We start from the raw sequence: 24,866 nt of genomic DNA, 5'->3' as shown, positions 1-24,866 counted from the left end.
AAAGGGGACGGAGTCATGGACATCGAAGCCTCCCGCTAAATCGCGGGCGCGATGCTTTCCGCGTAGTCGTACAGCGCGCCCAGGATTTCCTCGCCCCGCTCATCCGCCTCGGTGCCCAGCTCGTCCAGCTTGGCGAACAGCTCGTCGAAGGTGAGCGCGCCGCCCGCGCCTTCCATCAGGCAGGCCACGCGGTGGCCCTCCCAGCGCTCCTGGTCGGCCCCGTCCAGCGTGTGCGGGAAATTGCGCGCACGGTAGCGCCACACCAGCTCTTCGAGCCGCTCGTCGTCGAAGCCCGTCTTGGCCAAGGCGAGCTCCTGGGGCGGCAGGGCACGCAGGCGGTTCAGCCGGCGACGGTCCTCGTTGCCGACGAAGCCGCCGTACAGGTCCTGGTCCACGTCCGGTGCGGCTTCCTGCGGCCGCGTGAACACGCTGGCCCAGATGGCGCTCATGTCGGGCAAGGCGCGCGCCACCTCGGCATGGCCGGCGGCCCGCTCGAGATCGACGGACCAGCGCTGGGCCATCTGGGGCGTCAGCGTGTTGACGTTGCCCACCACCATCGGCGACTTGTTCAGGTGCACGGTCTTGATGGGCAGGCGCGTCACGCCTTCGGGCAGCGCATCCGCCCGGCTGAACAGCCGCTCGCGGATCGCCTCGGCGCCCAGCAGGGCCAGTTCGGACGGATCGTGGGCCAGGTCCCAGGCGATCAGTTCGTTCTTGTTGGTGGGGTGGCTGGCGAGCGGCCACATCACCGCGACGCAGCCGCGCTCGGCAGGAAACATGCCCGAGATGTGCAAAAAAGGCCGTGCGGTGTCGGCCGTGGCGGGCAGGCGCAATTCGGCGGCCACGCGGTCTTTTTTGTGCAGCCCCAGCGCGAACTCGAACAGCTTGGGCTGCCGGTCGCGGATCAGCCGGGCCAGGGCGATGGTGGCGCGCACGTCGGAGAGCGCATCGTGCGCGGCCTCGTGCGCCAGGCCATTGGCCTTGGACAGGTGTTCCAGCTTGAAGCTGGGGAAGCCGTCTTCCTTCTTCGGCCAGACGATGCCATCCGGGCGCAGCGCGTAGGCCATGCGCACCACGTCGAGCAGGTCCCACCGGCCGCACTGGTTCTGCCATTCCCGGGCATAGGGGTCCATCAGGTTGCGCCAGAACATGAACCGCGTGATCTCGTCGTCGAACCGGATGGTGTTGTAGCCGACGCCGATGGTGCCGGGCAGCGCCAGCTCGGCCTCGATGCGCGCGGCGAATGCGTGCTCCGGCAGGCCACGCTCCAATGCGACCTGCGGCGTGATGCCGGTGATCAGGCACGACACCGGATCGGGCAGGTAATCGGGCGCGGGCTGGCAATAGACCATCAGCGGTTCGCCGATTTCGTTCAGGTCCGCATCGGTGCGGATCCCCGCGAACTGCGCGGGGCGGTCACGGCGCGTGTTGGCGCCAAAGGTTTCGTAGTCGTGCCAGAAAAAGGTATGCATGAAATCGTGCAGCCGGTAACACCGAAGCCCGCAAGTATGCCGGGGCGCGGGACAATAAGGCATGCAACGACGCCTTGCCCCCTCCTCGCCCCTCCGTCTCTCCTCCAGAACCCGCGCAGCCCACTGGCTGGTTCCGCTGGCCGCCGCGGCGGCCCTCGCAGGCTGTGCATCGGCGCCGCGCGTCCAGTCTCCGGAAACCGCCCCGGCCCACGCCGCCCCTGCCGTTCCGCCTCCGCAGCCCGCAGTGTCACCACCGGCCGCGATACCTTCCGCCCCTCCCCCGGTCCAGGACGCCGCGGCGCCTGCGGTCAGCCCCGAAGAAGCCGCTGCGGCCGAACAGGCTGGTTTCGCCGCATGGATCACGGCCTTCACCCAGGACGCACTGGCGGCCGGGATCCGGCCCGATACCGCGCAGACGGCCCTGGCCGGCGCGCAGTTGCAACAGCGGGTGATCGAGCTGGACCGCGCGCAGCCCGAGTTCACGCGCACCCCGTGGGCGTACCTGGACAGTGCTGTTTCTGCCCAGCGCATCGCCCAGGGCCAGGCCAAGCGGGCCGAATACGCGGCGCCGCTCGAAACCGCGGCTGCGCGGTACGGCGTGACGGCCTCGATCGTCACCGCCATCTGGGGCATGGAAAGCAACTACGGCGGCAATTTCGGCACCTTCCGTGCCGTCGATGCGCTGGCCACGCTGGGGTTCGAGGGCCGCCGCGCCCAATGGGCCCGCAACGAACTGCTGGCGGCGCTGCGCATCCTGGACCAGGGCGACATCGCGGCCGACCGCATGATCGGATCGTGGGCGGGCGCCATGGGCCACACGCAGTTCCTGCCATCCGTGTTCCTCGCCTACGCGGTCGACGCCGACGGCGACGGCCGCCGCGACATCTGGGGCAGCATCCCCGATGTGGCGTCGTCCACCGCCAACTACCTGGCCAGCTCCGGCTGGCGCAGCGGACAGCCCTGGGGTATCGAGGTGCAGCTGCCGCCGGGTTTCGATCACGCCCGCGCCGAGAACACCGTGCGCCAGTCGTCCGCGCAGTGGACCGCGGAAGGGGTGGTGGCCATCGACCGGCAACCCCTGCCCGACCTGGGTGCGGCCTATGTCATCGCCCCCGCGGGTGCGCGCGGACCAGCCTTCTTGGTGGGCGACAACTTCCGCAGCATCCTGCGCTACAACAACTCGGTGAACTACGCCCTGGCGGTGGGCCTGCTGGCGCGGCAGATCGAGGGCGGCACGGGCGTGGTGGCCCCCTGGCCGCGGGATTTGCAACCCCTGTCGCGCAGCCAGGTGAAAGACCTGCAGACAGCATTGAACCAGCGCGGGTTTTCCGCCGGCACGGCGGACGGCGTGATGGGCCCCGCCACGCGCGCCGGCCTGCGCCAGTTCCAGCAGAGCATCGGCGTGGTGGCCGACGGCTACCCCACCTTGGAGTTGCTGCAGCGGCTGATGGCGCCGTGATGCGGGCCGGCGCCGCCTGACCTTGCCCTGAGCGGCCTGCAAGCCAGGGCAAGGGTGGAAAAGAAAAAGCCCGCGGCGAACGCGGGCTTTTTCATATCAGGCGGCCACCATGGACTGCCGGGTAATCCATCAGCCGATCAGTCTGCCGTGGCCTCTTCCGGCTCGGCCGGCTCGGATTTTGCCGAGCGCTCCCGCTTGGGCAGCGGCTGGATGTCCAGCAGCACCTCGGGCGTTTCCACGCCTTTTTCGTCCGTCTTCACCTCGATGTCCACCGTGAGGCGGCCACCTTCGGTCAGGCGGCCGAAGAGCAGTTCGTCGGCCAGGGCACGGCGGATGGTGTCCTGGATCAGGCGCTGCATCGGGCGGGCGCCCATCAGCGGATCGAAGCCCTTCTTGGCCAGGTGCTTGCGCAGCGTGTCGGTGAAGGTCACCTCCACCTTCTTCTCGCTCAGCTGGGTTTCGAGTTGCAGCAGGAACTTGTCCACCACGCGCAGGATGATCTGCTCGTCCAGCGCCTTGAAGTTCACGATGGCATCCAGCCGATTGCGGAACTCGGGCGTGAACAGGCGCTTGATGTCGCCCATTTCATCGCCCGCCTGCCGCGGGTTCGTGAACCCGATGGTGGCCTTGTTCATGGTCTCGGCACCCGCGTTCGTCGTCATGATGATGATGACGTTGCGGAAATCGGCCTTGCGCCCGTTGTTGTCGGTCAGCGTGCCGTGGTCCATCACCTGCAGCAGCACGTTGAAGATGTCCGGATGCGCCTTTTCGATCTCGTCAAGCAGCAGCACGGAGTGCGGCTTCTTCGTGACTGCCTCGGTCAGCAACCCACCCTGGTCGAACCCGACATAGCCCGGAGGCGCACCGATCAGGCGGCTCACCGCATGGCGCTCCATGTACTCCGACATGTCGAAGCGGATCAGCTCGATGCCCATGATGTAGGCGAGCTGCTTGGCCGCTTCGGTCTTGCCGACGCCAGTGGGGCCGCTGAACAGGAACGAGCCGATCGGCTTGTCGCCCTTGCCCAGGCCCGAACGCGCCATCTTCACGGCGGAAGCGAGCACCTCCAGCGCCTTGTCCTGGCCGAACACCACGCTCTTGAGGTCGCGCTCGATGGTCTGCAGCTTGCTGCGGTCGTCGTTGGACACGTTCGCGGGCGGGATGCGCGCGATCTTCGCCACGATTTCCTCGATCTCGGCCTTGCCGATGGTCTTCTTGCGCTTGCTGGCCACCTGGATGCGTTGCGCTGCGCCGGCTTCGTCGATCACGTCGATCGCCTTGTCGGGCAGGTGACGATCGTTGATGTACTTGGCCGACAATTCGGCCGCTGCCTGCAGCGCCGCCGCGGCGTACTTCACGCTGTGGTGCTCTTCGAAGCGCGACTTGAGCCCCTTGAGGATGTCCACCGTTTCCTGCACGGTCGGCTCCACCACATCGACCTTCTGGAACCGGCGCGACAGGGCCGCGTCTTTTTCGAAGATGCCGCGGTACTCGGTGAACGTGGTCGCGCCGATGCATTTGAGCTGGCCGCTGGAGAGCGCCGGCTTGAGCAGGTTGGATGCGTCCAGCGTGCCGCCCGAGGCCGCACCGGCGCCGATCAGCGTGTGGATTTCGTCGATGAACAGCACCGCATTGGGCTTGTCCTTGAGCGACTTGAGCACACCCTTCAGGCGCTGCTCGAAATCACCACGGTACTTGGTGCCCGCCAGCAAGGCGCCCATGTCGAGCGAATACACCACCGCCTCGGCCAGGATTTCCGGCACGTCGTTCTGCGTGATGCGCCACGCCAGGCCCTCGGCGATGGCCGTCTTGCCCACGCCGGCTTCGCCCACGAGCAGCGGGTTGTTCTTGCGGCGCCGGCACAGGATCTGGATCGTGCGCTCGACCTCGTAGTGGCGGCCGATCAGCGGGTCGATCTTGCCGTCCTTGGCCGCCTGATTGAGGTTCTGGGTGTACTGCTCGAGCGGCGAGGCTTTCTCGTTGCGCTCGCCACCGCCACCGCCCTCTTCGCCTTCTCCCTGGTTCTCAGGCTTGGCGGGTTCCGGCGGCTCGCCTTTCTTGATGCCGTGGGCAATGAAATTGACCACGTCCAGGCGCGTGACGCCCTGCTGGTGCAGGTAGTACACGGCGTGCGAATCCTTCTCGCCAAAGATGGCCACGAGCACGTTGGCGCCCGTGACTTCCTTCTTGCCGTTGCCCGTGGACTGAACGTGCATGATGGCGCGCTGGATCACGCGCTGGAAACCCAGCGTGGGCTGCGTGTCCACCTCGTCGGTGCCGGCGACCTGAGGGGTATTGTCTTTGATGAAATTGGCCAGCGATGAACGCAGATCATCGATGTTGGCCGAACATGCGCGCAGCACCTCGGCTGCGCTGGGGTTATCTAGCAGTGCAAGCAGCAGATGCTCCACGGTAATGAACTCGTGGCGCTGCTGGCGGGCCTCGACAAAGGCCATGTGCAAGCTGACTTCCAGTTCCTGGGCAATCATGTGAACTCCTTTGTGCTTGCGTGGAAGGGATTACTGTAGATCGGGACCAAAGGCCGTTTATTCAACAGGCTCGCTGAGGCATTGCAGCGGATGCCCCGCCTTGTGGGCCGCCTCGCGGACCTGCTCCACTTTGGTGGCGGCGACATCGCGGGAATACACCCCACATACGCCTTTGCCGTCCAAATGGATTTTCAGCATGATCTGCGTGGCGGCTTCCCGGTCTTTGCTGAAGAATTCCTGCAGCACGACGATGACGAATTCCATCGGCGTGAAGTCATCATTGAGCATGACCACCTGAAACATTTGCGGCGGCTGGGTCTTTTGCGTGCGACGTTCGAGCACGACCGAACCGCCATCATCCCGCGCTGGCGTCCTGGTGGGCGGAGCGGGGGTGGGGGAAGGTGGTTTAGTTGCCATGGATTTCATTCTAGCGAGCCACGGCGGTCGACGCAGCCTCTCCCATGTAGTGATCATCCAACGGTGTTTCAAGCCCCATCCTCGCAGGGTCAGCCTGCGTCGTACACCACATTGACCGAACCGGTGCCGGCCTGGGCGCTCCAGGCCGCCAAAGCGGCGTCGGAGGGGAAGAAACGGCTGCCCTCACCCAGTTGCAACTCCGCCACGGCCTGGCCTTGGCCGGCCTTGCAGCGGATGCCCATGCGCACCCGAAGGCCGTGCACCAGCACCTCGCCCTGCTCGGTTTCCTGTCGGCGGGGCGGGAATTCGCGCACCAGGCGCTGCACGTCCGGCGCGGTATTGCCGATGGCGACCTGCAGGTAGCGTCCGAACTTGGCCCGAGCCCCCGCCAAGTCCCACACCTGCTGCACCTTCACCCGCAGCCCGCCACTGAAATGGTCGAGCTGCAGGCGGCCGCTCATGACCACGAACTCGTCGTCCTTCAGCATGTCCCGGTGGGCGTTGACCACGTTCTCGTCGGCCGAGGCTTCGATGGTGGCCGACTTGTCGTCCAACTTGAACAGGGCCAGTCGGCCCCGCTGCCCGTTGATCACCCGAAAGTCGCTGATGATGCCCGCCAGGATCTGGGGCTCGCGGCTGTCGAGCAGTTCGTCGATCTGCGTTCGTACGAAACGGCGCACCTCACTGGCCACCTCGTCGAACAGGTGGCCCGACAGGTAGAAGCCCACGGCCGTCTTTTCCTGCGTGAGGCGCTCCTTCACACCCCAGGGCACCATCTCGACGAGTTCGGGCTCCTGCGTGCTCGAGCCGTGGGCGTCCTCGCCCATCATGTCGAACAGGCCGCCCTGGTTGGCATTGGCCAGCGTGGCGTTCGCGAAGTCGAACGCCCGGTCGATCGAGGCGACGAGCGAGGCCCGATTCATGTTCATGGTGTCGAACGCACCCGCCTTGATGAGCGCCTCCAGCGTGCGCTTGTTCAAGCGCGTGCGGTCCACGCGGACGCAGAAGTCGAACAGGCTGGTAAAAGGGCCCTTGGTATCGCCGCGCGGTCCCGCGCCGCGCCCATCCCGGGCCGCAATGATGGCTTCGATCGCCTGCTGGCCCGTTCCCTTGATGGCGCCCAGCCCGTAGCGGATGACCTTGTCCGTGACCGGCTCGAACCGGTACATGCCCCGGTTCACGTCCGGCGGCTCGAACGTCAGGCCAAAGTTCTTCATGGCATCTTCGAACAGCACCTTGAGCTTGTCGGTGTCGTCCATTTCCACCGTCATGTTGGCGCAGAAGAATTCGGCCGTGTAGTGCACCTTGAGCCAGCCGGTCTGGTAGGCCAGCAGCGAGTAGGCCGCCGCGTGCGACTTGTTGAAGCCGTACCCGGCGAACTTCTCCATCAGGTCGAAGACTTCGTCGGCCTTTTCCTGGCTGATGTTCTGCTTGGCCGCTCCCGCACGGAAGATCTCGCGGTGCTCGGCCATCTCCTCGGCCTTCTTCTTGCCCATCGCCCGGCGCAGCATGTCGGCGCCGCCGAGCGAGTAGCCGCCCAGCACCTGGGCGGTCTGCATCACCTGCTCCTGGTACACCATGATCCCGTAGGTTTCCGACAGCACCTTCTCGACCAACGGATGGGGGTATTCCACCACCTCCTTGCCATGCTTGCGGTTCACGAAGCTGGGAATCAGATCCATCGGACCCGGTCGGTACAGCGCGTTCAGGGCGATGAGGTCTTCCAGCCGGCTGGGGCGTGCTTCCTTGAGCATTCCCTGCATGCCGCGGCTTTCAAACTGGAACACGGCTTCGGTCTTGCCGTCGGAAAAGAGACGGTAGGTGGGCGCATCGTCCAGCGGAATGTTCTCGAACGTGAAGTTCTCCTGCCCCTTGTGGCGCTTGACGATGAACTCCTTGGCGATCTCCAGGATGGTCAGCGTGGCCAGGCCCAAGAAGTCGAACTTCACCAGGCCGATGGCTTCCACATCGTCCTTGTCGTACTGGCTCACGGCGGAATCGCTGCCCGGCTGCTGGTAGAGGGGGCAAAAATCGGTGAGCTTGCCCGGGGCGATGAGCACGCCCCCGGCGTGCATGCCGATGTTGCGGGTCATGCCCTCGAGCTTTTGCGCCATCTCGATGATGGTCTTGACGTCTTCTTCCTTCTGCACGCGCTCGGCCAGCAGCGGCTCCAGTTCGAGTGCGTAATTGTTCTTGTCGCCCTCCTTCTTGGGGTTGGGCGGGTACTGCAGCGTGTACGACATGCCGGGCTTGCCCGGCACGAGCTTGGAAATGCCGTCGCAGAACGTGTAGCTCATGTCCATGACCCGGCCCACGTCGCGGATCGCGGCCTTTGCGGCCATGGTGCCGAACGTGGCGATCTGGCTCACGGCATCCTTGCCGTACTTGTCCTTCACGTAGTCGATGACGCGATCGCGGTTGGACTGGCAGAAATCAATGTCGAAGTCGGGCATCGACACCCGCTCGGGGTTCAGGAACCGCTCGAACAGCAGGTTGTACTGCAGCGGGTCCAAATCGGTGATCTTGAGTGCATAGGCCACCAGCGAGCCAGCACCGGAGCCCCGGCCCGGCCCCACCGGGCAGCCGTTGTTCTTGGCCCACTGGATGAAGTCCCCCACGATCAGGAAGTAGCCCGGGAACCCCATTTTCAGGATGGTGTTGATCTCGAACTCCAGCCGCTCCAGGTAGCGCGGGCGCTCCTTGTCGCGATCCGCCTCCTTGGGGTACAGGTGCGCCAGACGCTCTTCCAGCCCCGCCAGCGAAGCCACCCGGAAGTACTCGTCAATGGGCATGCCGCCCGGGGTGGGAAAGTCCGGCAGCTGCGGCTTGCCCAGCACCAGGGTCAGGTTGCAGCGCTTGGCGATCTCCAGCGTATTGGCGATCGCGGACGGCACGTCGGCGAACAGCGCCTCCATCTGCGCGCTCGATTTGAAGTATTGCTCGCGCGTGAACTTGCGCACCCGCCGCTGGTTGCCCAGGATTTCGCCTTCGGAGATGCACACACGCGCTTCATGGGCCTCGTAATCGTCGGCCGTGGCGAACTGCACGGGGTGGGTCGCGACGACGGGCAGGTTCAGCCGGGCGGCCAGTTGCACGGCAGACACCACATGGGCTTCGTCGTCGGGCCGGCCGGCGCGCTGGATCTCCAGGTAGAAGCGATGGGGGAACAGCCCTGCCAGCCGCAGTGCCAGACGCGCGGCCCCCGCGTCGTCGCCCTTCACGATGGCCTGCCCCACGGGACCGGCCTGAGCGCCCGCCAACGCGATGAGGCCTTCGCCCAGTTCCTCCAGCCAGGCCCAGGTGCAAAGGGGCTGGTTCTTCACCACGTTGCGCGTCCAGGCGCGCGCGAGCAGTTCCGACAGGTTCAGATACCCCTGCTTGCCCTGCACCAGCAGGATCATGCGGGAAGGTGGATTGCCCGGCTCCTCGGGTTCGACGAACACTTCGGCGCCCAGCACGGGCTTGACGCCCTTGCCCCGCGCTTCCTTGTAGAACTTGATGGCGCCGAAAAGATTGCCGAGGTCGGTGATCGCCAGGGCAGGCTGGCCGTCCTTGGCAGCCGCCTTGGCCACTTCATCAATGCGGTTGGTGCCGTCGACGACGGAAAATTCGGTGTGCAGGCGCAAATGGACAAACATGGCGGGTATTGTAGGAACGCCCGCTTCCCTGCCCCGCGCCAGAGCCCCGGCGTTTCGTTCAGGCCGCCGGCTGGCACGCCGGTACAATCCGGCTCCTGCCCGATCGCCGCGGCCAGCCCCCTGTGGCCGTCCCGGCCCCTGATCGGAAGCGGGAACCGATGCCCTTCTTTTGCCTGAAAGCTGCCTCCATGCCGCGTTTTCCCCTGCCCCTGTTGTCCGCCCTGCTGGCCGCCGGCCTGATGGCGGGCTGCTCCAGCACCCCCGAAGACAAGACCGCCGGCTGGAGCCCCAATCGCATCTACTCCGAAGCCCGCGACGAACTCAACAGTGGCGGCTACGACAAGGCCGTGCCCCTGCTGGAAAAGCTCGAAGGTCGCGCGGCCGGCACGCCGCTGGCACAGCAGGCCCAGTTGGAAAAGGCCTATGCCCAGTACAAGGCCGGCGAAAAGGCCCAGGCCATCGCCACGCTGGACCGCTTCATGAAGCTGCACCCCGCCAGCCCCGCCTACGACTACGCGCTGTACCTGAAGGGGCTCGTCAACTTCAACGACAACCTGGGGCTGTTCTCCTGGCTGTCACGCCAGGACCTGTCCGAGCGCGACCAGAAGGCCGCCAAGGATTCGTTTGAGTCCTTCCGCGAGCTGACCACGCGGTTCCCGGAATCGCGCTATGCCCAGGACTCGCGCCAGCGCATGACCTACATCGTCAATTCCCTGGCGCAGTACGAAGTGCACGTGGCCCGCTACTACTACGAGCGCGGCGCCTATGTGGCGGCCATCAGCCGGGCCCAGATCGCCCTGGCCGACTACAAGGAAGTGCCTGCGCTGGAAGAGGCCCTGTACATCCTGGTGAAGTCCTACGATGCGCTGGGCATGACCCAGTTGCGCGACGATGCGCAGCGCGTCATGGCAAGTTCCTACCCGCAGAGCGAGTTGAACCGCGATGGCCTCAAGGCCAAGTCGGAGCCGTGGTGGAAGGTGTGGTGAGCGCGCGCAGCGCTGCATCGAATTCCTGCGCCGTGTGAAGGCGCCGCATGGGTGGCAAGGCTGACAGCAGGCGCTTGCCGTAGCCCATCTCGACCAGGCGGGTGTCGGCCACCACCAGCACGCCCCGATCGGTTTCGCTGCGAATCAACCGCCCCGCGCCCTGCTTGAGGGCGATCGCTGCCTCCGGCAGCGAAAAGTACCGGAAGGCGCTGCGTTTGGCCTGTTCCAGCCGCTGGGAGCGCGCCTCCACCAGCGGATCGCCCGGTGGCGGGAACGGCAGTTTGTCGATCACCACCAGTTGCAGGGCCTCGCCCGGCACGTCGAACCCTTCCCAGAACGTGGCGGACGCGACCAGCACGCACCCTGCCCGCCCCTCGGACGCGCCTTCGCGGAACCGCTCCATCAAACGCCGCTTGGGCCACTGGCCCTGCACCAGCACCTCGATGCCGGAATCCGCAGCGAACCGGGCCTGCAGCGCATCGCCGATGGTCCGCAGGGCCTTGAGCGTGGTGGTGAGCACCAGGGTGCGCCCTCCGAGCACCGACACCGCGCTGCCCACCCAGGCCGCCAATGCCGCGCTGTGGGAGGGGTCGGAAGGCTTGGGCAATTCCAAAGGCACATGGAAGGCCGCCTGCGACGCATAGTCGAACGGGCTCTCCACCCGCAAGATGCGCGCGTCCTGCAAACCGCAGGGCTCGGTGAACCAGCGCAGGCTCGCATCGTCCCCCAAGGTGGCCGAGGTGAAGATCCATGCACGGGGCTTGCCCTGCGACAGCACCGCGGCCGCGTCCGGCTCATCCCAGGCCGAGGCCTCGGCCTCAGGCTCGGGCTCGCCAGCGGGCAGTTGCCACAGGGACCGCATCGGGCCCGCGATGTCGAGCGGCGCTTCCACGAGCCGCAACGCGCCCGCCACATCCACCCATCGGACCGCATCCGCGGCACAAGGCTGGGAAAAGCCGTCCATGCGCTCCATGAGCTGCACCGCACGGCCATGCAGGCGCACGAAGTCCGGGGCGATCTCGCTCACGGTGTCCAGGGCCGCCAGGGCTGCGCGGCATGCGCCGACCACCTGCTGCATGGCCGCATGCCATTCGCCGGGGTCCACGCCGTCGGGCACCTCGCTTGTCCAACGCAACCGCGAACCGGCCGGGGCACGGCCTGCGGCCAGACGAAGATCGCGGCCGGCGCGGTCCAGCGCGCCGGCCACCCCCAGCCAATCGGCCAGCCCGCGGGCGAACTGCAGGCCTGCCGCCATCACGTCGCGCGAAAAATCCAGCAACTGCGCGGTAGAGGCTTGTTTGCCCATGAACTGCACGCCGGTTTCGTTCAGCTGGTGCGCCTCGTCGAAGACGACGACGCGCACGGAAGGCAACAGTTCGGCCATGCCGGAATCGCGAACGGCCTGGTCCGCAAAAAAGAGGTGGTGGTTGATCACCACCACATCGGCAGCCAGCGCCTCGCGCCGGGCACGGTGGACATGGCAGTCCCGAAAGCGCGGGCACGGCGAGCCCAGGCAGTTCTCGCGGGTGGAGGTGACCAGCGGAATCACCGGAGAGCGCTCATCCAGCCCCGGCAACTCAGCCAAATCCCCGCTCACCGTCCCTTGCGACCAGGTTTCCACGCGGGCCAGCACCCGCGCCACAGCTGCATCGTGAGCGGCCGCATCCTGGCGTGCCAACTCCATGCGGTGCAGGCATAGGTAGCTGGCCCGGCCCTTGAGCAGCGCGGTGCGCACGGGCAACGCCAGTGCCTGAACGAGGCGGGGCAGGTCGCGCGCGAACAACTGGTCCTGCAGCGCCTTGGTGGCGGTGGACACCAGCACCCGCTCGCCACTGAGCAGCGCCGGCACCAGATAGGAAAACGTCTTGCCGACGCCCGTGCCCGCCTCCACCACCAGACCCCCTCCCTGCTCGATGGTCTCGGCCACCGCCAGCGCCATCTCGGTCTGGCCAGCGCGGGGCGAGAAATGCGTCTGGGCCAGCGACAGCACGCCGCCCGCTTCGAACGCGGCCTGCACGCCATGGACGAGCGATTCGATGCGGGGCAATTCCATGCCGGTCATTCCTGGTTGCGCTCACGGGCGACCGCACCGGACCGCATGGTGGGACCGGGAGGAAATGGACAGGGTAAAAGGCGGTGCAAGGAAAGAAGGCAGCAGAGGCGTCGCATGGCAAAACCGCCAAAGGGCGCCCGATAATACGTGCTTCGCCCGGCCCTTCGGCCGGCCCGCGCCTTCCACCATTTCTGCCATGACCAAACCGTTTCGCCTCACTGCGTCAACCGGCATCCACAAAGGCGATCGCGAATACCAGCAGGACCAGGTCGCGTTGATCGCCCACCCCCGCTACAACGGCTGCGTGCTCGGTGTCGTGGCGGACGGCATGGGAGGGCGCAGCGGGGGCCGCAAGGCGTCCGACCAGGTGATGCTCACGGCCCGGCAATGGTTCGAGCGGTACTCGCCGGACACCGACGACACCGCGACGATGCTCAAGCACATGGTGGAAGAGGCGCACATCGTGATCCGCCTCACCGCCATCTCAGCAGAGCAGGAGCCGCACAGCACGGTGGCGGCCTTCATCATCAACCCCCGGGGCGACTGCCACTGGGCGCATGCCGGCGATTCACGCATCTATCACTTCCAGGGCGCGCGGCTGGCCCACCGCACCAGCGACCATTCATATGTGCAGGCCCTGGTCGACCGCGGCGAAATCACCGAGGCCGAGGCCAACACCCATCCGCACTCCAACATCCTGGTGGGCTGCCTGGGCACCGAGAGCGATCCGCCGGTGGCCCAGCACATGATTCCGCAACTGCTGCCGGGCGATGTGCTCCTGGCGTGCAGCGACGGCGTGTGGCACTATTTTTCGCCCACGGAGCTGGCGTCGGTGGTGGACTCGCTGTCGCCGCGCGAGGCCACGGAATTCCTCATCGAGAAAGCGCGGTCACGGGCCCGTGGCGGCGGGGACAACCTCTCGCTCGCCATCGTGAAGATCGAGGCGCTGGTGGAAGAAAAGAAACCGGCCCGGCTGGTGCGCTGAGGAAGGCGTCAACAGCGCGCACCTGCCCCGCGCCACAGGGTTGGGGTGCCCCATGGCAGTTGCCCGCGCCTGGTGGAAGGCGTGCGCCTTGGCGCCGCCTTCAGGGGGCAGCGCTGGCCGGTGGAACCGGCGGTGGCGGTGGCAGCGCCGCTGCCGGCTTGCGGCCCTGGGCTTCGGCATCGGCCCGCGCCTTCTCGTGCTTTTCGCGCCGCTCCTGGGCGGCCTTCTGCTTGGCCTCGTACCGGGCACGCGCTTCGGAAATCTGGCCGGGTTGCGCTGCCGCACGCTCGGCCTTGGCGGCTTCGTGCGACTGCTCCCGCGAATGCTGCTGTGCGGCGCGCTGCTGCGCGTCGTGCTCGCGCTCCGCACGGCCCTGCGCTTGCGCCTGAGCCCGGGAGGCGGCCTGCATGGGTGCGGGGCGTTCGCCGGCTTCGAGCTTCTCGCGCTGCTCCTGCTGCTTTTGCTCGATCGACTGCACGCGCAAGGCCGCCTTTTCACGGCGCTCGGCGTCGTTCAGGGCCACTTCGCGCTGCCGCAGTGCGCTTTCCTGGTCCCGCACCTGCGCCCGCACGCCGATCAGGCAGTCCTCGACGGAAAAGCGCTGGTAGCAGACGGCCTCTTCCTTGATGCGCCGGGCCTCCAGCGCGCGGCGGTCGCGCTGGATCTGGTCGCGCTCGGTGCGGCGCTCGGCCTGCGCGGCATCGGCGGCGGCGCGCGATGCGGCCAGCGGTGACTGGGCCGCAGCCAGCGTCGAGGCGAGCGCCAGTGCGGTGGCAAGGAAAAGGCGTTGGAAGGATGACATGGCGAGAAAAGAGGTTACGTCAATCCGGTGTCCACCACGCGCCGCTCCAGATCCAGGAATTCCTTGGACTGCATTTCATTCAGCCGGGAGACGGTGCGCGGAAATTCATGGGCCAGCGGGCCCTCGGTGTACAGCGCTTCGGGGGGCACGGCGGCGGACAGGATGAGCTTGACGCGCCGGTCGTACAGCACGTCCACCAGCCACGTGAAGCGCCGGGCCGGCGACGCCATCGATACGGGCATGTGGGGCACGTCCGACAGCAGCACGGTGTGGAACTGCGTGGCGATTTCCAGGTAGTCGTTCTGCGAGCGCGGGCCACCGCACAGCACGCTGAAATCGAACCAGACGACGCCGCCGGCCTTGCGGCGCGCACGGATCTCGCGTGCCTCGATGTGCAGCACCGGGTCTTCGTCGCGCACTTCGGCCAGTTGGTCGAACGCCTCGGACATCTCCGCATCGGCCTGGGGTCCCAGCGGCGTGTGGTACAGCCGCACCATCTCCAGCGTGCGGCGGCGGTAGTCGGTGCCGTTGTCCACGTTGACCACCTCCATCCGCTGGTTCAGCAGTTCGATGGCGGGCAGGATGCGGTCGCGGTGCAGCCCACCGGGGTACAACCCGTCGGGCTCGAAATTGGAGGTGGTGACAAAACCCACGCCGTTGTCGAAAAGCGCCGCCAGCAGGCGGTGCAGGATCATCGCGTCGGTGATGTCCGCCACATGGAACTCATCGAAGCAGATGAGCTTGTAGCGCTTGGAAATGCGCTCGCCCAGCACGTCCAGCGGATTGACGGTGCCCTGCAGGCCCGCCAGTTCGCGGTGCACTTCGCGCATGAACTCGTGGAAATGCAGCCGCACCTTGCGGCGGATGGGCACGGCGTTGAAAAAGCAGTCCATGAGAAAGCTCTTGCCCCGCCCCACGCCGCCGTACATGTACACGCCGCGCGGCACCTCGGGCCGGTTGATGAGCTTCTTCAAGGCGTTGGAGCGGCGCTCCTTGTACAGCGCCCAATCGTCGGCACACCGCTGCAACGCCTCGACGGCGCGCAACTGGGCCGGATCGCTCTGGTAGCCCTTGCTGGCCAGTTCCGCCTCATACGCCTGCTTCACATTCACACGCACACTCCAAACGCTATAAAAAAGATAGCTGCCTGCGCTAGTATTTCAAGCGCAGGCAGCCATTTTTACCCAAAGTCCCGGGGTCAGAAGTTCAGCGTGCGCTTGTCCACGGCCAGGGCCGCTTCCTTGGTGGCTTCGCTCAAGCTCGGATGGGCGTGGCAGATGCGCGCGATGTCTTCGGCGCTGGCCTTGAACTCCATGGCGACCACGGCTTCGGCGATCAGTTCGCTGGCCATCGGGCCGACGATGTGCACGCCCAGGATCTCATCCGTGGCCGCGTCCGCCAGGAACTTGACCATACCGGTCGTGTCGCCCAGCGCGCGGGCGCGACCGTTGGCCAGGAACGGGAACGTGCCGGCCTTGTACTTCACGCCGTCCGCCTTGAGCTGCTGCTCGGTGCGGCCCACCCAGGCGATCTCGGGGTTGGTGTAGATCACCCAGGGGATGGTGTTGAAGTTCACATGGCCGTGCTGGCCCGCGATGCGCTCGGCCACGGCCACGCCCTCTTCTTCGGCCTTGTGCGCCAGCATCGGGCCGCGCACCACGTCGCCCACCGCCCACACGCCCGGCAGGTTGGTCTTGCAATCGGCATCGACCACGATCGCGCCGCGCTCGTCCAGCTGCAGGCCCACGGCTTCGCCGTTGAGTCCGATGGTGTTGGGCACGCGGCCGATGGACACGATGAGCTTGTCCACTTCCAGCGTCTGGGCTTCGCCCTTGGCATTGGTGTAGGCCACGCTCACGGCATTGTTGCCGGTCTTGATCTCGCCGATCTTCACGCCCAGCTCGATCTTGAGGTTCTGCTTGTCGAACGCCTTCTTGGCTTCCTTGGCGATCTGCTCGTCCACCGCGCCCAGGAACGTGGGCAGTCCTTCCAGCACCGTCACTTCGGCACCCAGGCGGCGCCAGACCGAGCCCATTTCCAGGCCGATCACGCCGGCGCCGATCAGGCCCAGCTTCTTGGGTGTCTCTCCAATGCGCAGGGCACCGTCGTTGGAGAGGATATGCTCTTCGTCGAACGGCACGCCAGGCAGCGCGCGGGCGTTGGAGCCCGTGGCCAGGATGATCTGCTTGCCGGTGATGGACTCTTCGGCAGCGCCGGCCACGCGGATTTCATAGCCACCGTCGGCGGCTTTCACGAACGAGCCACGGCCGTGGAAGAACGTGATCTTGTTCTTCTTGAACAGGTACAGGATGCCGTCGTTGTTCTGCTTCACCACGCTGTCCTTGCGGGCGATCATCTTGGCCACGTCCATGCGCACGTCCTTGACCTCGATGCCATGGTCGGCGAAGTGGTGGTTGGCCTGGTCGAAATGCTCGGACGACTGCAGCAGCGCCTTGGAGGGAATGCAGCCCACGTTGGTGCAGGTGCCGCCCGGTGCGGGGCCGCCCTTGCCGTTCTTCCACTCGTCGATGCAGGCCACGTTGAAGCCCAGTTGCGCGGCACGGATGGCAGCGATATAGCCGCCGGGGCCGCCGCCGATCACGATCACGTCGAATTGTTTGCTCATGTCAATCTCACTCAATCAGTTGAAGAAAGACCCACCGGCGGGCGCGGCCAACGGCCGGGCCACGCGGGCGGGTCCATCCAGGGGGATCAGATGTCGAACAGCAGGCGCGAGGGGTCTTCCAGCGCTTCCTTCATGGCCACCAGGCCCAGAACGGCTTCACGGCCGTCGATGATGCGGTGGTCGTACGACATGGCCAGGTAGTTCATCGGGCGGATGACGATCTGGCCGTTTTCCACCACGGCACGGTCCTTGGTGGCGTGCACGCCCAGGATGGCCGACTGCGGCGGGTTGATGATGGGGGTGGACAGCATGGAGCCGAACGTGCCGCCATTGGAGATCGAGAACGTGCCGCCGGTCATCTCTTCGATGCCCAGCTTGCCGTCCTTGGCCTTCTGGCCGAACTCGGCGATCTTCTTTTCGATGTCGGCGAACGTCATCTGGTCGGCATTGCGCAGGATGGGCACCACCAGGCCGCGGGGCGAGCCCACGGCGATGCCGATGTCGAAGTAGCCGTGGTAGACGATGTCGTTGCCGTCGACCGAGGCGTTGAGCACCGGGTACTTCTTCAGGGCATGCACGGCCGCCTTCACGAAGAAGCTCATGAAGCCGATCTTCACGCCGTGTTCCTTGGTGAAAGCGTCCTGGAACTTCTTGCGCATGTCCATCACCGGGGCCATGTTCACTTCGTTGAACGTGGTCAGGATGGCGTTGGTCGATTGCGACTGCAGCAGGCGCTCGGCCACGCGGGCGCGCAGGCGGCTCATGGGCACGCGCTGCTCGGGGCGGCCGCTCAGGTCTTCCTTGGCGGTGGGCGCAGCCACCTGCGGCAGCGCCTTGGTGGGCACGCCGGTGGGGATCGCGCTCGGTGCGGCCGCAGCGGCCTTGCCCGTGCCCGATGCCACGGCACCCAGCACGTCACCCTTGGTCACGCGGCCATCCTTGCCCGTGCCGGCCACGGCCGAAACGGACAGGTTGTTGTCGGCCAGCAGCTTGGCGGCGGCGGGCATGGCCACATCGCCCTTGGAGCCGCCTGCGGCAGCGGGGGCTGCAGCGGCTGGTGCGGGCGCCGCAGCTGCGGGTGCGGCGGCAGGGGCAGCTGCAGCGGCAGGGGCGGCTGCGCCGGCCTTGCCTTCGGTGTCGATCTTGGCGATCAGCTGGTCGGCCACCACGGTGGCGCCGTCGCCTTGCACGATTTCCGCCAGCACGCCGGCCGAGGGAGCAGGCACTTCGAGCACGACCTTGTCGGTCTCGATTTCGATCAGGATCTCATCGACGGCGACAGCCTCGCCGGCCTTCTTCTTCCACGTGAGCATCGTGGCTTCCGCCACGGATTCGGACAGTTGGGGGACTTTGACTTCAACGATAGCCATGGGAATTCTTTCGGGGTTTGTTTCTGCTTTTTGTGTGTTCGGGTTTCCGGCCTTACTTGGTCAGGACAAACCCCTTGAGCTTGGCGAACGCGCCGTCCACCAGGGCCTTTTGCTGCTCCTGGTGCAGGTGCGAATAGCCCACCGCGGGCGATGCCGAGGCGGCACGGCCGGAGTAACCCAGCTTCTGGCCTTCGAGCATGTTCTCGTGGATGTAGTGCTGCACGAAGAACCAGGCGCCCTGGTTCTGCGGCTCGTCCTGGCACCACACGATGTCGGTGGCGTTCGGGTACTTCTTCAGCTCGGCGGCGAAGGCCTTGTGCGGGAACGGATAGAGCTGTTCCACGCGCAGGATGACGACGTCGTCGGCTTCCTTCTCTTCGCGCTTCTTGACCAGGTCGTAGTAGACCTTGCCCGAGCAGGCGATCACGCGCTTGACCTTCTCGGCCTTCTTCTCGATGGCTTCGTTCTGCTCCGGGATCACCGTCTGGAAGCTGCCCTTGGTGAACTCGGACAGCGGCGAGGTCGCGTCCTTGTTACGCAGCAGCGACTTCGGCGTCATGATGATCAGCGGCTTGCGCAGGTGGCGGACCATCTGGCGGCGCAGCACGTGGAAGATCTGGCTGGCGGTGGTGGGCTGCACCACCTGCATGTTGGCGTCGGCCGACAACTGCATGAAGCGCTCCAGGCGGGCCGAGCTGTGCTCGGGACCCTGGCCTTCGTAGCCGTGCGGCAGCATCAGCGTGATGCCGTTCACGCGGCCCCACTTCACTTCGCCGGAGGCGATGAACTGGTCGATCACGACCTGCGCACCGTTGGCGAAGTCGCCGAATTGCGCTTCCCAGATCACGAGCGTGTTGGGGTCGTTGGAGGCATAGCCGTATTCGAAGCCCAGCACCGCCTCTTCGGACAGGATGGAGTCGATCACGACGAACGGAGCCTGGTTCTCGCTCACGTTCTGCAGCGGCACGTAGGTGCCCGTGTCCCACTTCTCGCGCTTTTGGTCATGGATGACCGAATGGCGGTGGGTGAACGTGCCGCGGCCGCAGTCTTCGCCGGACAGGCGCACGGGGAAGCCGCTGGCCACCAGCGAGGCGAAGGCCATGTGCTCGCCCATGCCCCAGTCCACCGGAATGTCGCCACGGCCCATGGCGGCGCGGTCGTCGTACACCTTCTTGACCAGTTGGTGCGGCGTCACGCCTTCAGGGATGGTGGTGATCTTTTCGGACAGGCGCTTCCACTCGGCCAGCGGGATGGCGGTGTCGCCGGCATCGGTCCACTTCTTGCCCAGGAAGGGGCTCCAGTCCACCGCGTACTTGCTCTTGAAGTTGGTCAGTACCGGATCGACCGTGTGCTTGCCCGCATCCATGGCGGCGCGGTAGGCCTTGGACATGTCGTCGCCCAGGGTCTCGCCCAGGCCCTGCGTGGCCAGCTTGTCGGCGTACAGCTTGCGGGTGCCGGGGTGCGCGCCGATCTTCTTGTACATCAGCGGCTGGGTGAGCGCGGGCGTGTCCTGCTCGTTGTGGCCCAGCTTGCGGAAGCAGATGATGTCCACCACCACGTCCTTCTGGAACTCCATGCGGAATTCGAGGGCGAGCTGCGTGGCGAACACGACCGCTTCGGGATCGTCGCCGTTCACGTGCAGCACGGGCGACTCGATCATCTTGACCACGTCCGTGCAATACAGCGTGGAGCGGCTGTCGCGCGGATCGGAGGTGGTGAAGCCGATCTGGTTGTTGATCACGATGTGCACCGTGCCGCCCGTGGAGTAGCCACGGGTCTGGGCCAGCGCCAGCGTTTCCTGGATGACGCCCTGGCCGGCGAAGGCCGCGTCGCCGTGCACCAGAACGGGCAGCACCTGCTTGCCATGCGGGTCGGCGCGGCGGTCCATGCGGGCGCGCACCGAACCTTCCACGACGGGGTTCACGATTTCCAGGTGGGAGGGGTTGAAGGCCAGCGACAGGTGCACCGGGCCGCCAGGGGTGCTGACGTCGGAACTGAAGCCTTGGTGGTACTTCACGTCGCCTGCCGGCAGGTCTTCCGGAGCGGTGTGGTCGAACTCGGCGAACAGGTCCTTGGGCATCTTGCCCAGCGTGTTCACCAAAACGTTCAGGCGGCCGCGGTGGGCCATGCCGATCACGATTTCCTGCACGCCCTTGGTGCCGGCGGCCTGGATGAGTTCATCCATGGCGGCGATGAAGCTTTCGCCGCCTTCGAGCGAGAAGCGCTTTTGGCCGACGTACTTGGTGTGCAGGAAGCGCTCCAGGCCTTCAGCGGCCGTGAGGCGGTCCAGGATGTGCTTTTTCTTGTCGGGACCGAAGCTGGGCTTGCTGCGGATGGTCTCGAGCTTTTCCTGCCACCAGCGCTTCTGGTTCTGGTCGGTGGCATACATGTATTCGACCCCGATCGAGCCGCAGTACGTTTCGCGCAGCGCGTTGATCAGCTCGCGCAGCGGCATGGCTTCCTTGCCGAAGAAGGTGTTGCTCGTGTTGAACACCGTTTCCTGATCGGCGTCGCTGAAGCCGTAGAAGGAGGCTTCGAGTTCCGGAATCTCAGGGCGCTCGGTGCGCTTCAGGGGGTCCAGATCGGCCCAGCGCTGGCCGACATTGCGGTAGGCCGAGATCAGTTGCTGGACAGCGGTGCGCTTGCGGCCCATTTCGGAGTCGGCGCCGGTGGCACCGACGACCTTCGTGCCGCCTTGCTTGGCGCGCTCGGCGAAGGCATTGACCACGGGCAGGTGGGGCACGTCCTTGGCGTTCGAGCCATCGACGGCAGGCACGTGCTGCAGGGCATCGAAGTATTCGCGCCACGTGTCGGGCACGCTGCCGGGGTTGACGAGATAGTTCTCGTACATCTCTTCGACATAGGGCGCATTGCCGCCGAAAAGATAGGTGTTGCCTTGGTAGGCTTGGTATACGGATGTCGTATCGCTCATATTCCGCTGACCTCCGCTTCCCTGAGGGAAGCATTAGCTGGTGGGTGAAACCTTCCGCGACACGGCTGAACCGATTGGCGGATGCGACTGTGGCTGGGGAAGGGCCGGGGGTGCGGGCGCCATTGTGCCACCGAACGCCCAGGAGCGAGCCCTACACGGCGTAAGCGCGTGTTCCTTCGCCGCCGTGTCATGGCGGTCGCTTACATTTCGTCATTATCCGTACCCCGCCTCTATGAATTCACCCACCCTTCAGAGCCGCACGCTGTTGCTTCTTCTCATCGCGGTCACTGTCGCGTTCTTCGCCATCCTGTGGCCGTTCCACGGGGCGGTTTTCTGGGGCGTCATCCTGGCGATCCTGTTCACGCCGCTGCACCGGCGGCTGCTGCGGCGCATGCGGGGGCGGCGCAACCTGGCCGCCCTGTGCACCCTCGGACTGTGCCTGGTGATCGTGATCCTGCCCATGACCTTCATCAGCATTTCGCTGGTCCAGGAGGCAGGGCTCATCTACGAACGCATGAAGTCGGGGCAGCTCAACTTCGGCGCCTACGTGCAGCAGGTGCTGAGCGCCCTGCCCTCCTGGCTGCTGGGCCTGCTGGACCGCTTCAACCTGACCTCGGCCGCCGAGGTGGAGGCCAAGCTTTCGTCCGTGTCGGTGCAGGCCGGCCAGTTCCTGGCCACCAAGGCGCTGGACGTGGGCCAGAACACGCTGCAGTTCATCGTGAGCTTCGGCATCATGCTGTACCTGCTGTTCTTCCTGGTGCGTGACGGCAGTTCGCTGGTCAACCGCATCCGACAGGCAGTGCCCCTCGACGAGGAACACAAGCGGCAACTGGCCAGCAAGTTCACCACGGTGATCCGCGCCACCGTCAAGGGCAACATCGTGGTGGCCGCCGTGCAGGGTGCGCTGGGCGGGGTGATCTTCTGGATCCTCGGTATCCAGGGCCCCATCCTCTGGGGCGTGCTGATGGCCTTCCTGTCGCTGCTGCCCGCCATCGGCGCGGGCCTGATCTGGGGCCCGGTGGCCATTTATTTCTTCGCAACCGGCGCCATCTGGCAGGGTTCGGTGCTGGTGGCCTTCTGCGTCTGCGTGATCGGGCTGGTGGACAACGCCCTGCGCCCGGTGCTGGTGGGCAAGGACACGAAGATGCCGGACTACATCGTCCTCATCTCCACCCTGGGCGGCATGGCGCTGTTCGGGCTGACCGGTTTCGTCATCGGCCCGGTGATCGCAGCACTCTTCATCGCCACCTGGGATTTGTTCTCCCAACCCACCGATTCCCCGATAAAGTAATCGCGCAGCATCCGCCGGCCTGCGTGCCGGCCGCCTTGCGCCATGCCCCAGATTTCGCCCCGTCGCATCGTCCTGCTGGCCCTCGTGCTGTCGGCAGGCATTGGTGCGCTCTTCGTGCGGGCGATCCTCACGATCCGCGACGACGCCTGGTCGTACGCGCTGCACACCAACAGCAGCCTGGCACGCACCATCGAGCAGAACATCCAGCGCACCCTGAACGGCTTCGACTACTCGCTGGTCGGGGTGGCCAAGAGCCTGTCGGACCCCGGCCTTCCGAGCCTCACCCCGCAGATGCGCAACACCTTCCTGTTCGACCACTCCCTGCACACGCCCGGCCTGGGCGCGGTCGCGGTGCTGGATGACAAGGGCAACTTGATAACGCGCTCCACCAGCCTGGAGCCCCTGAACCTCAACCTGGCCGACCGCGATTACTTCCAGGTGCACCAGACCAGCCAACGCGAGGGGCTCTACATCGGGCATCCCATCCGCGGCCGGGTCTCGGGCTCGTACAGCCTGCCCATCAGCCGCGCGTATTTCCGCGGCGACGGCAGCTTCGGCGGCGTCGTGGTGGGCACCGTGCGAATCAATTATTTCAAGGAGCTGTTCGCCTCCATCGATGTCGGGCCGATGAGCCGCGTGGAGCTGTGGAGCACCCGCGACGGCACCACCGTCGCGCGATTTCCCTACGCCGAAGGGGATGTCGGCCAGCCGATGGACGACGCCAGCCTGCTGGCCCGGCTGCAAACGGTCGACAGCGGCAGCTACACGGCGCAGGACCCGCAGGACCGCACCGAGCGGCTGCACACCTTCCGCCGCATCGGCAACTACCCGCTGGCGGTGAGCGTCGGGCAGTCGGCGGACACCATCCTGGCCAAGTGGCGCGCCAGCGCCAAGGTGCTGGGCGCGTTCGCAGTGCTGTTGATGGCGGCCTGCCTGGGCCTGTCCGCCCTCTTCGCGCGGGAGTTGCAGCGCCGCCAGGCCATCGCGGCCCAGCTCAAGCAGGCCGAGCACGACACGCGCACCATCCTGGACAACCTGCCTTCCATGGTGAGCTACTGGGACAAGGACCAGCACAACCGCTTCGCCAACCAGGCGTACATGGACTGGCTGGGCGTCTCGCGCGAGCGCATGCCCAACGTGAAACTGCTGGACGTGCTCGACCGGGGAACCTACGAACACGCGTTGACGCACATCCGGCAGGCGCTCAAGGGCCACAAGCAGGTCTTCGAGCGGACCATGCCCCTGCCCTCCGGCGAGGTGCGCCACACGCTGGTGTCGTACATCCCGGACAAGGAAGGCGACGAGGTGCAGGGCATCTTCGTGCAGATCGACGACCTGACCGACCGAAAGCGCATGGAAGACCTGCTGTTCGAGGAAAAGGAGCTGATCCGCCTGACGCTGCAGTCCATTGGCGATGCGGTCATCTGCACCGATGCCGAGGGCTGCGTCACCTACATCAACCCGGTGGCCGAAAAGATGACCGGCTGGCAGGCCTTTCATGCCGCGGGATCGGACATCGACGACGTCGTGCCGCTGCAGGAGGCCGGCAGCGACAGCGGCTTGAGCCCCACCCGCAAGGCGCTGGCCGAAGGCCGGGCCCAGCCCTCGAAACGCGGCGTGGTGCTCCAGTGCCGCGACGGACGGCGCATCGACATCGAGAAATCGGTCAGCCCCATCACCGACCGGCACGGGCACGTCACCGGTACGGTGATGGTGTTGCGCGACGTGACCGAGGCCATGGAGATGTCGCGCCGCATGGCCCACCTCGCGCAGTACGACGTGCTGACCGACCTGCCCAACCGCGTGCTGCTGCAGGACCGCGCCCAGCAGGCCATCGCGCACGCCCTGCGGGATGACCGCAGCCTGGCGCTGATGTACATCGACCTGGATGGGTTCAAGCAGGTGAACGACACCCTCGGCCACGATGCCGGCGACCTGCTGCTGGTGCAGGTCGCCCGCCGCTTCAAGGGCGCCGTGCGGCATTCCGACACGGTGTGCCGCCAGGGGGGCGACGAGTTCGTCGTGCTGCTGCCCAAGCTGGACAACGCCGACCAGGCCTGCCTGGTGTCGCAAAAGATCATGGCCGCGTGCGAACCGCCGTTCGATCTGCAGGGCGAGGTCCGGCAGATCGGCCTGAGCGGCGGCATCGCGCTGTTTCCGCAGCATGGCCGCAATTTCGAGGAGCTGTCGCGCAGCGCCGACATGGCGATGTACGCGGCCAAGCGCGCGGGGCGGGGGCATTTCCGGCTGTATGCCGGGCCCGACCAGGAGCCCACCATCGTGCCGGCGGACAAGAAATGACGGAATAAACGCCGGCAAGGCCTACAGTTCCATCCCCAATCAGCC

General features: G+C 66.1%; 15 protein-coding genes. 5 read left to right on the top strand and 10 right to left on the bottom strand.

Translation table 11 applies throughout. The features are described 5' to 3' along the window. Positions 1 to 35 precede the first annotated feature (35 nt). The gene (gene sbcB, locus R1Z03_RS08860; protein WP_317358789.1) at positions 36 to 1,472 is read right to left on the bottom strand and encodes an exodeoxyribonuclease I; all 1,437 of its coding nucleotides are present in this window, start codon (positions 1,470 to 1,472) and stop codon (positions 36 to 38) included. 61 nt (positions 1,473 to 1,533) lie between these two features. On the opposite strand from sbcB, the gene R1Z03_RS08855 reads away from it, so the two are divergent. After that, a complete protein-coding gene (locus R1Z03_RS08855; protein ID WP_317358787.1) occupies positions 1,534 to 2,931 on the top strand; it encodes a lytic murein transglycosylase in 1,398 nt (465 codons plus the stop codon). A gap of 137 nt (positions 2,932 to 3,068) precedes the next feature. On the opposite strand, the gene clpA is transcribed toward R1Z03_RS08855, so the two are convergent. From clpA to dnaE, 3 genes are all read right to left on the bottom strand, one after another. After that, positions 3,069 to 5,420 (bottom strand): ATP-dependent Clp protease ATP-binding subunit ClpA, encoded by a 2,352-nt coding sequence (clpA, locus tag R1Z03_RS08850; protein WP_284430838.1) that lies wholly within the window; start codon positions 5,418 to 5,420, stop codon positions 3,069 to 3,071. 57 nt (positions 5,421 to 5,477) lie between these two features. Further along, positions 5,478 to 5,846 carry an ATP-dependent Clp protease adapter ClpS gene (gene clpS, locus R1Z03_RS08845; RefSeq protein ID WP_272563803.1) on the bottom strand — a complete coding sequence of 123 codons (369 nt, stop codon included), beginning with the start codon at positions 5,844 to 5,846 and terminating at the stop codon, positions 5,478 to 5,480. A gap of 80 nt (positions 5,847 to 5,926) precedes the next feature. Beyond that, positions 5,927 to 9,475: a DNA polymerase III subunit alpha gene (gene dnaE / locus R1Z03_RS08840; protein ID WP_317358784.1), complete on the bottom strand. Its 3,549-nt coding sequence runs from the start codon at positions 9,473 to 9,475 to the stop codon at positions 5,927 to 5,929. Positions 9,476 to 9,663: 188 nt separating this feature from the next. Here dnaE and R1Z03_RS08835 point away from each other — a divergent pair, with 188 nt between their 5' ends. Further along, positions 9,664 to 10,461, top strand: a complete 798-nt coding sequence (locus tag R1Z03_RS08835) for an outer membrane protein assembly factor BamD (RefSeq protein WP_272563805.1) — start codon at positions 9,664 to 9,666, stop codon at positions 10,459 to 10,461. On the opposite strand, the gene R1Z03_RS08830 is transcribed toward R1Z03_RS08835, so the two are convergent. Next, the gene (locus tag R1Z03_RS08830) at positions 10,424 to 12,514 is read right to left on the bottom strand and encodes an ATP-dependent DNA helicase (RefSeq protein ID WP_317358780.1); all 2,091 of its coding nucleotides are present in this window, start codon (positions 12,512 to 12,514) and stop codon (positions 10,424 to 10,426) included. The two genes, R1Z03_RS08835 and R1Z03_RS08830, sit on opposite strands and share 38 nt — an antisense overlap. A 196-nt stretch (positions 12,515 to 12,710) precedes the next feature. Between R1Z03_RS08830 and R1Z03_RS08825 the strand changes: the two genes are divergently transcribed. Further along, positions 12,711 to 13,499, top strand: coding sequence for a protein phosphatase 2C domain-containing protein (locus R1Z03_RS08825; RefSeq protein ID WP_317358777.1), 789 nt, complete (start codon positions 12,711 to 12,713; stop codon positions 13,497 to 13,499). A gap of 100 nt (positions 13,500 to 13,599) precedes the next feature. Here R1Z03_RS08825 and R1Z03_RS08820 read toward each other — a convergent pair whose 3' ends face one another. The 5 genes from R1Z03_RS08820 to R1Z03_RS08800 all read right to left on the bottom strand — a co-directional run bounded on the left by R1Z03_RS08820 (position 13,600) and on the right by R1Z03_RS08800 (position 21,229). Further along, a complete protein-coding gene (locus R1Z03_RS08820) occupies positions 13,600 to 14,301 on the bottom strand; it encodes a hypothetical protein (protein ID WP_317358775.1) in 702 nt (233 codons plus the stop codon). Between the two features lie 14 nt (positions 14,302 to 14,315). Beyond that, positions 14,316 to 15,413: a cell division protein ZapE gene (gene zapE / locus R1Z03_RS08815; RefSeq protein WP_272563809.1), complete on the bottom strand. Its 1,098-nt coding sequence runs from the start codon at positions 15,411 to 15,413 to the stop codon at positions 14,316 to 14,318. A gap of 86 nt (positions 15,414 to 15,499) precedes the next feature. Continuing rightward, the gene (gene lpdA / locus R1Z03_RS08810) at positions 15,500 to 16,927 is read right to left on the bottom strand and encodes a dihydrolipoyl dehydrogenase (protein WP_317358771.1); all 1,428 of its coding nucleotides are present in this window, start codon (positions 16,925 to 16,927) and stop codon (positions 15,500 to 15,502) included. 86 nt (positions 16,928 to 17,013) lie between these two features. Continuing rightward, positions 17,014 to 18,297, bottom strand: coding sequence for a 2-oxoglutarate dehydrogenase complex dihydrolipoyllysine-residue succinyltransferase (gene odhB, locus R1Z03_RS08805; protein WP_284425474.1), 1,284 nt, complete (start codon positions 18,295 to 18,297; stop codon positions 17,014 to 17,016). A gap of 52 nt (positions 18,298 to 18,349) precedes the next feature. After that, positions 18,350 to 21,229 (bottom strand): 2-oxoglutarate dehydrogenase E1 component, encoded by a 2,880-nt coding sequence (locus R1Z03_RS08800; protein ID WP_284430830.1) that lies wholly within the window; start codon positions 21,227 to 21,229, stop codon positions 18,350 to 18,352. 232 nt (positions 21,230 to 21,461) lie between these two features. Between R1Z03_RS08800 and R1Z03_RS08795 the strand changes: the two genes are divergently transcribed. Both R1Z03_RS08795 and R1Z03_RS08790 read left to right on the top strand, forming a co-directional pair. After that, complete coding sequence (locus R1Z03_RS08795; protein WP_284430829.1) at positions 21,462 to 22,520, top strand: AI-2E family transporter; 1,059 nt, start codon at positions 21,462 to 21,464, stop codon at positions 22,518 to 22,520. Positions 22,521 to 22,562: 42 nt separating this feature from the next. Then, positions 22,563 to 24,821: a diguanylate cyclase domain-containing protein gene (locus R1Z03_RS08790; protein WP_317358767.1), complete on the top strand. Its 2,259-nt coding sequence runs from the start codon at positions 22,563 to 22,565 to the stop codon at positions 24,819 to 24,821. Positions 24,822 to 24,866 lie beyond the last annotated feature (45 nt).

The sequence above is a fragment of the Acidovorax sp. BLS4 genome (assembly GCF_032929295.1).
GTDB lineage: Bacteria > Pseudomonadota > Gammaproteobacteria > Burkholderiales > Burkholderiaceae_C > Paracidovorax.
Note: the sequence above shows the minus strand (reverse complement) of the source record. Positions and strands in the feature narration are given on the sequence as shown.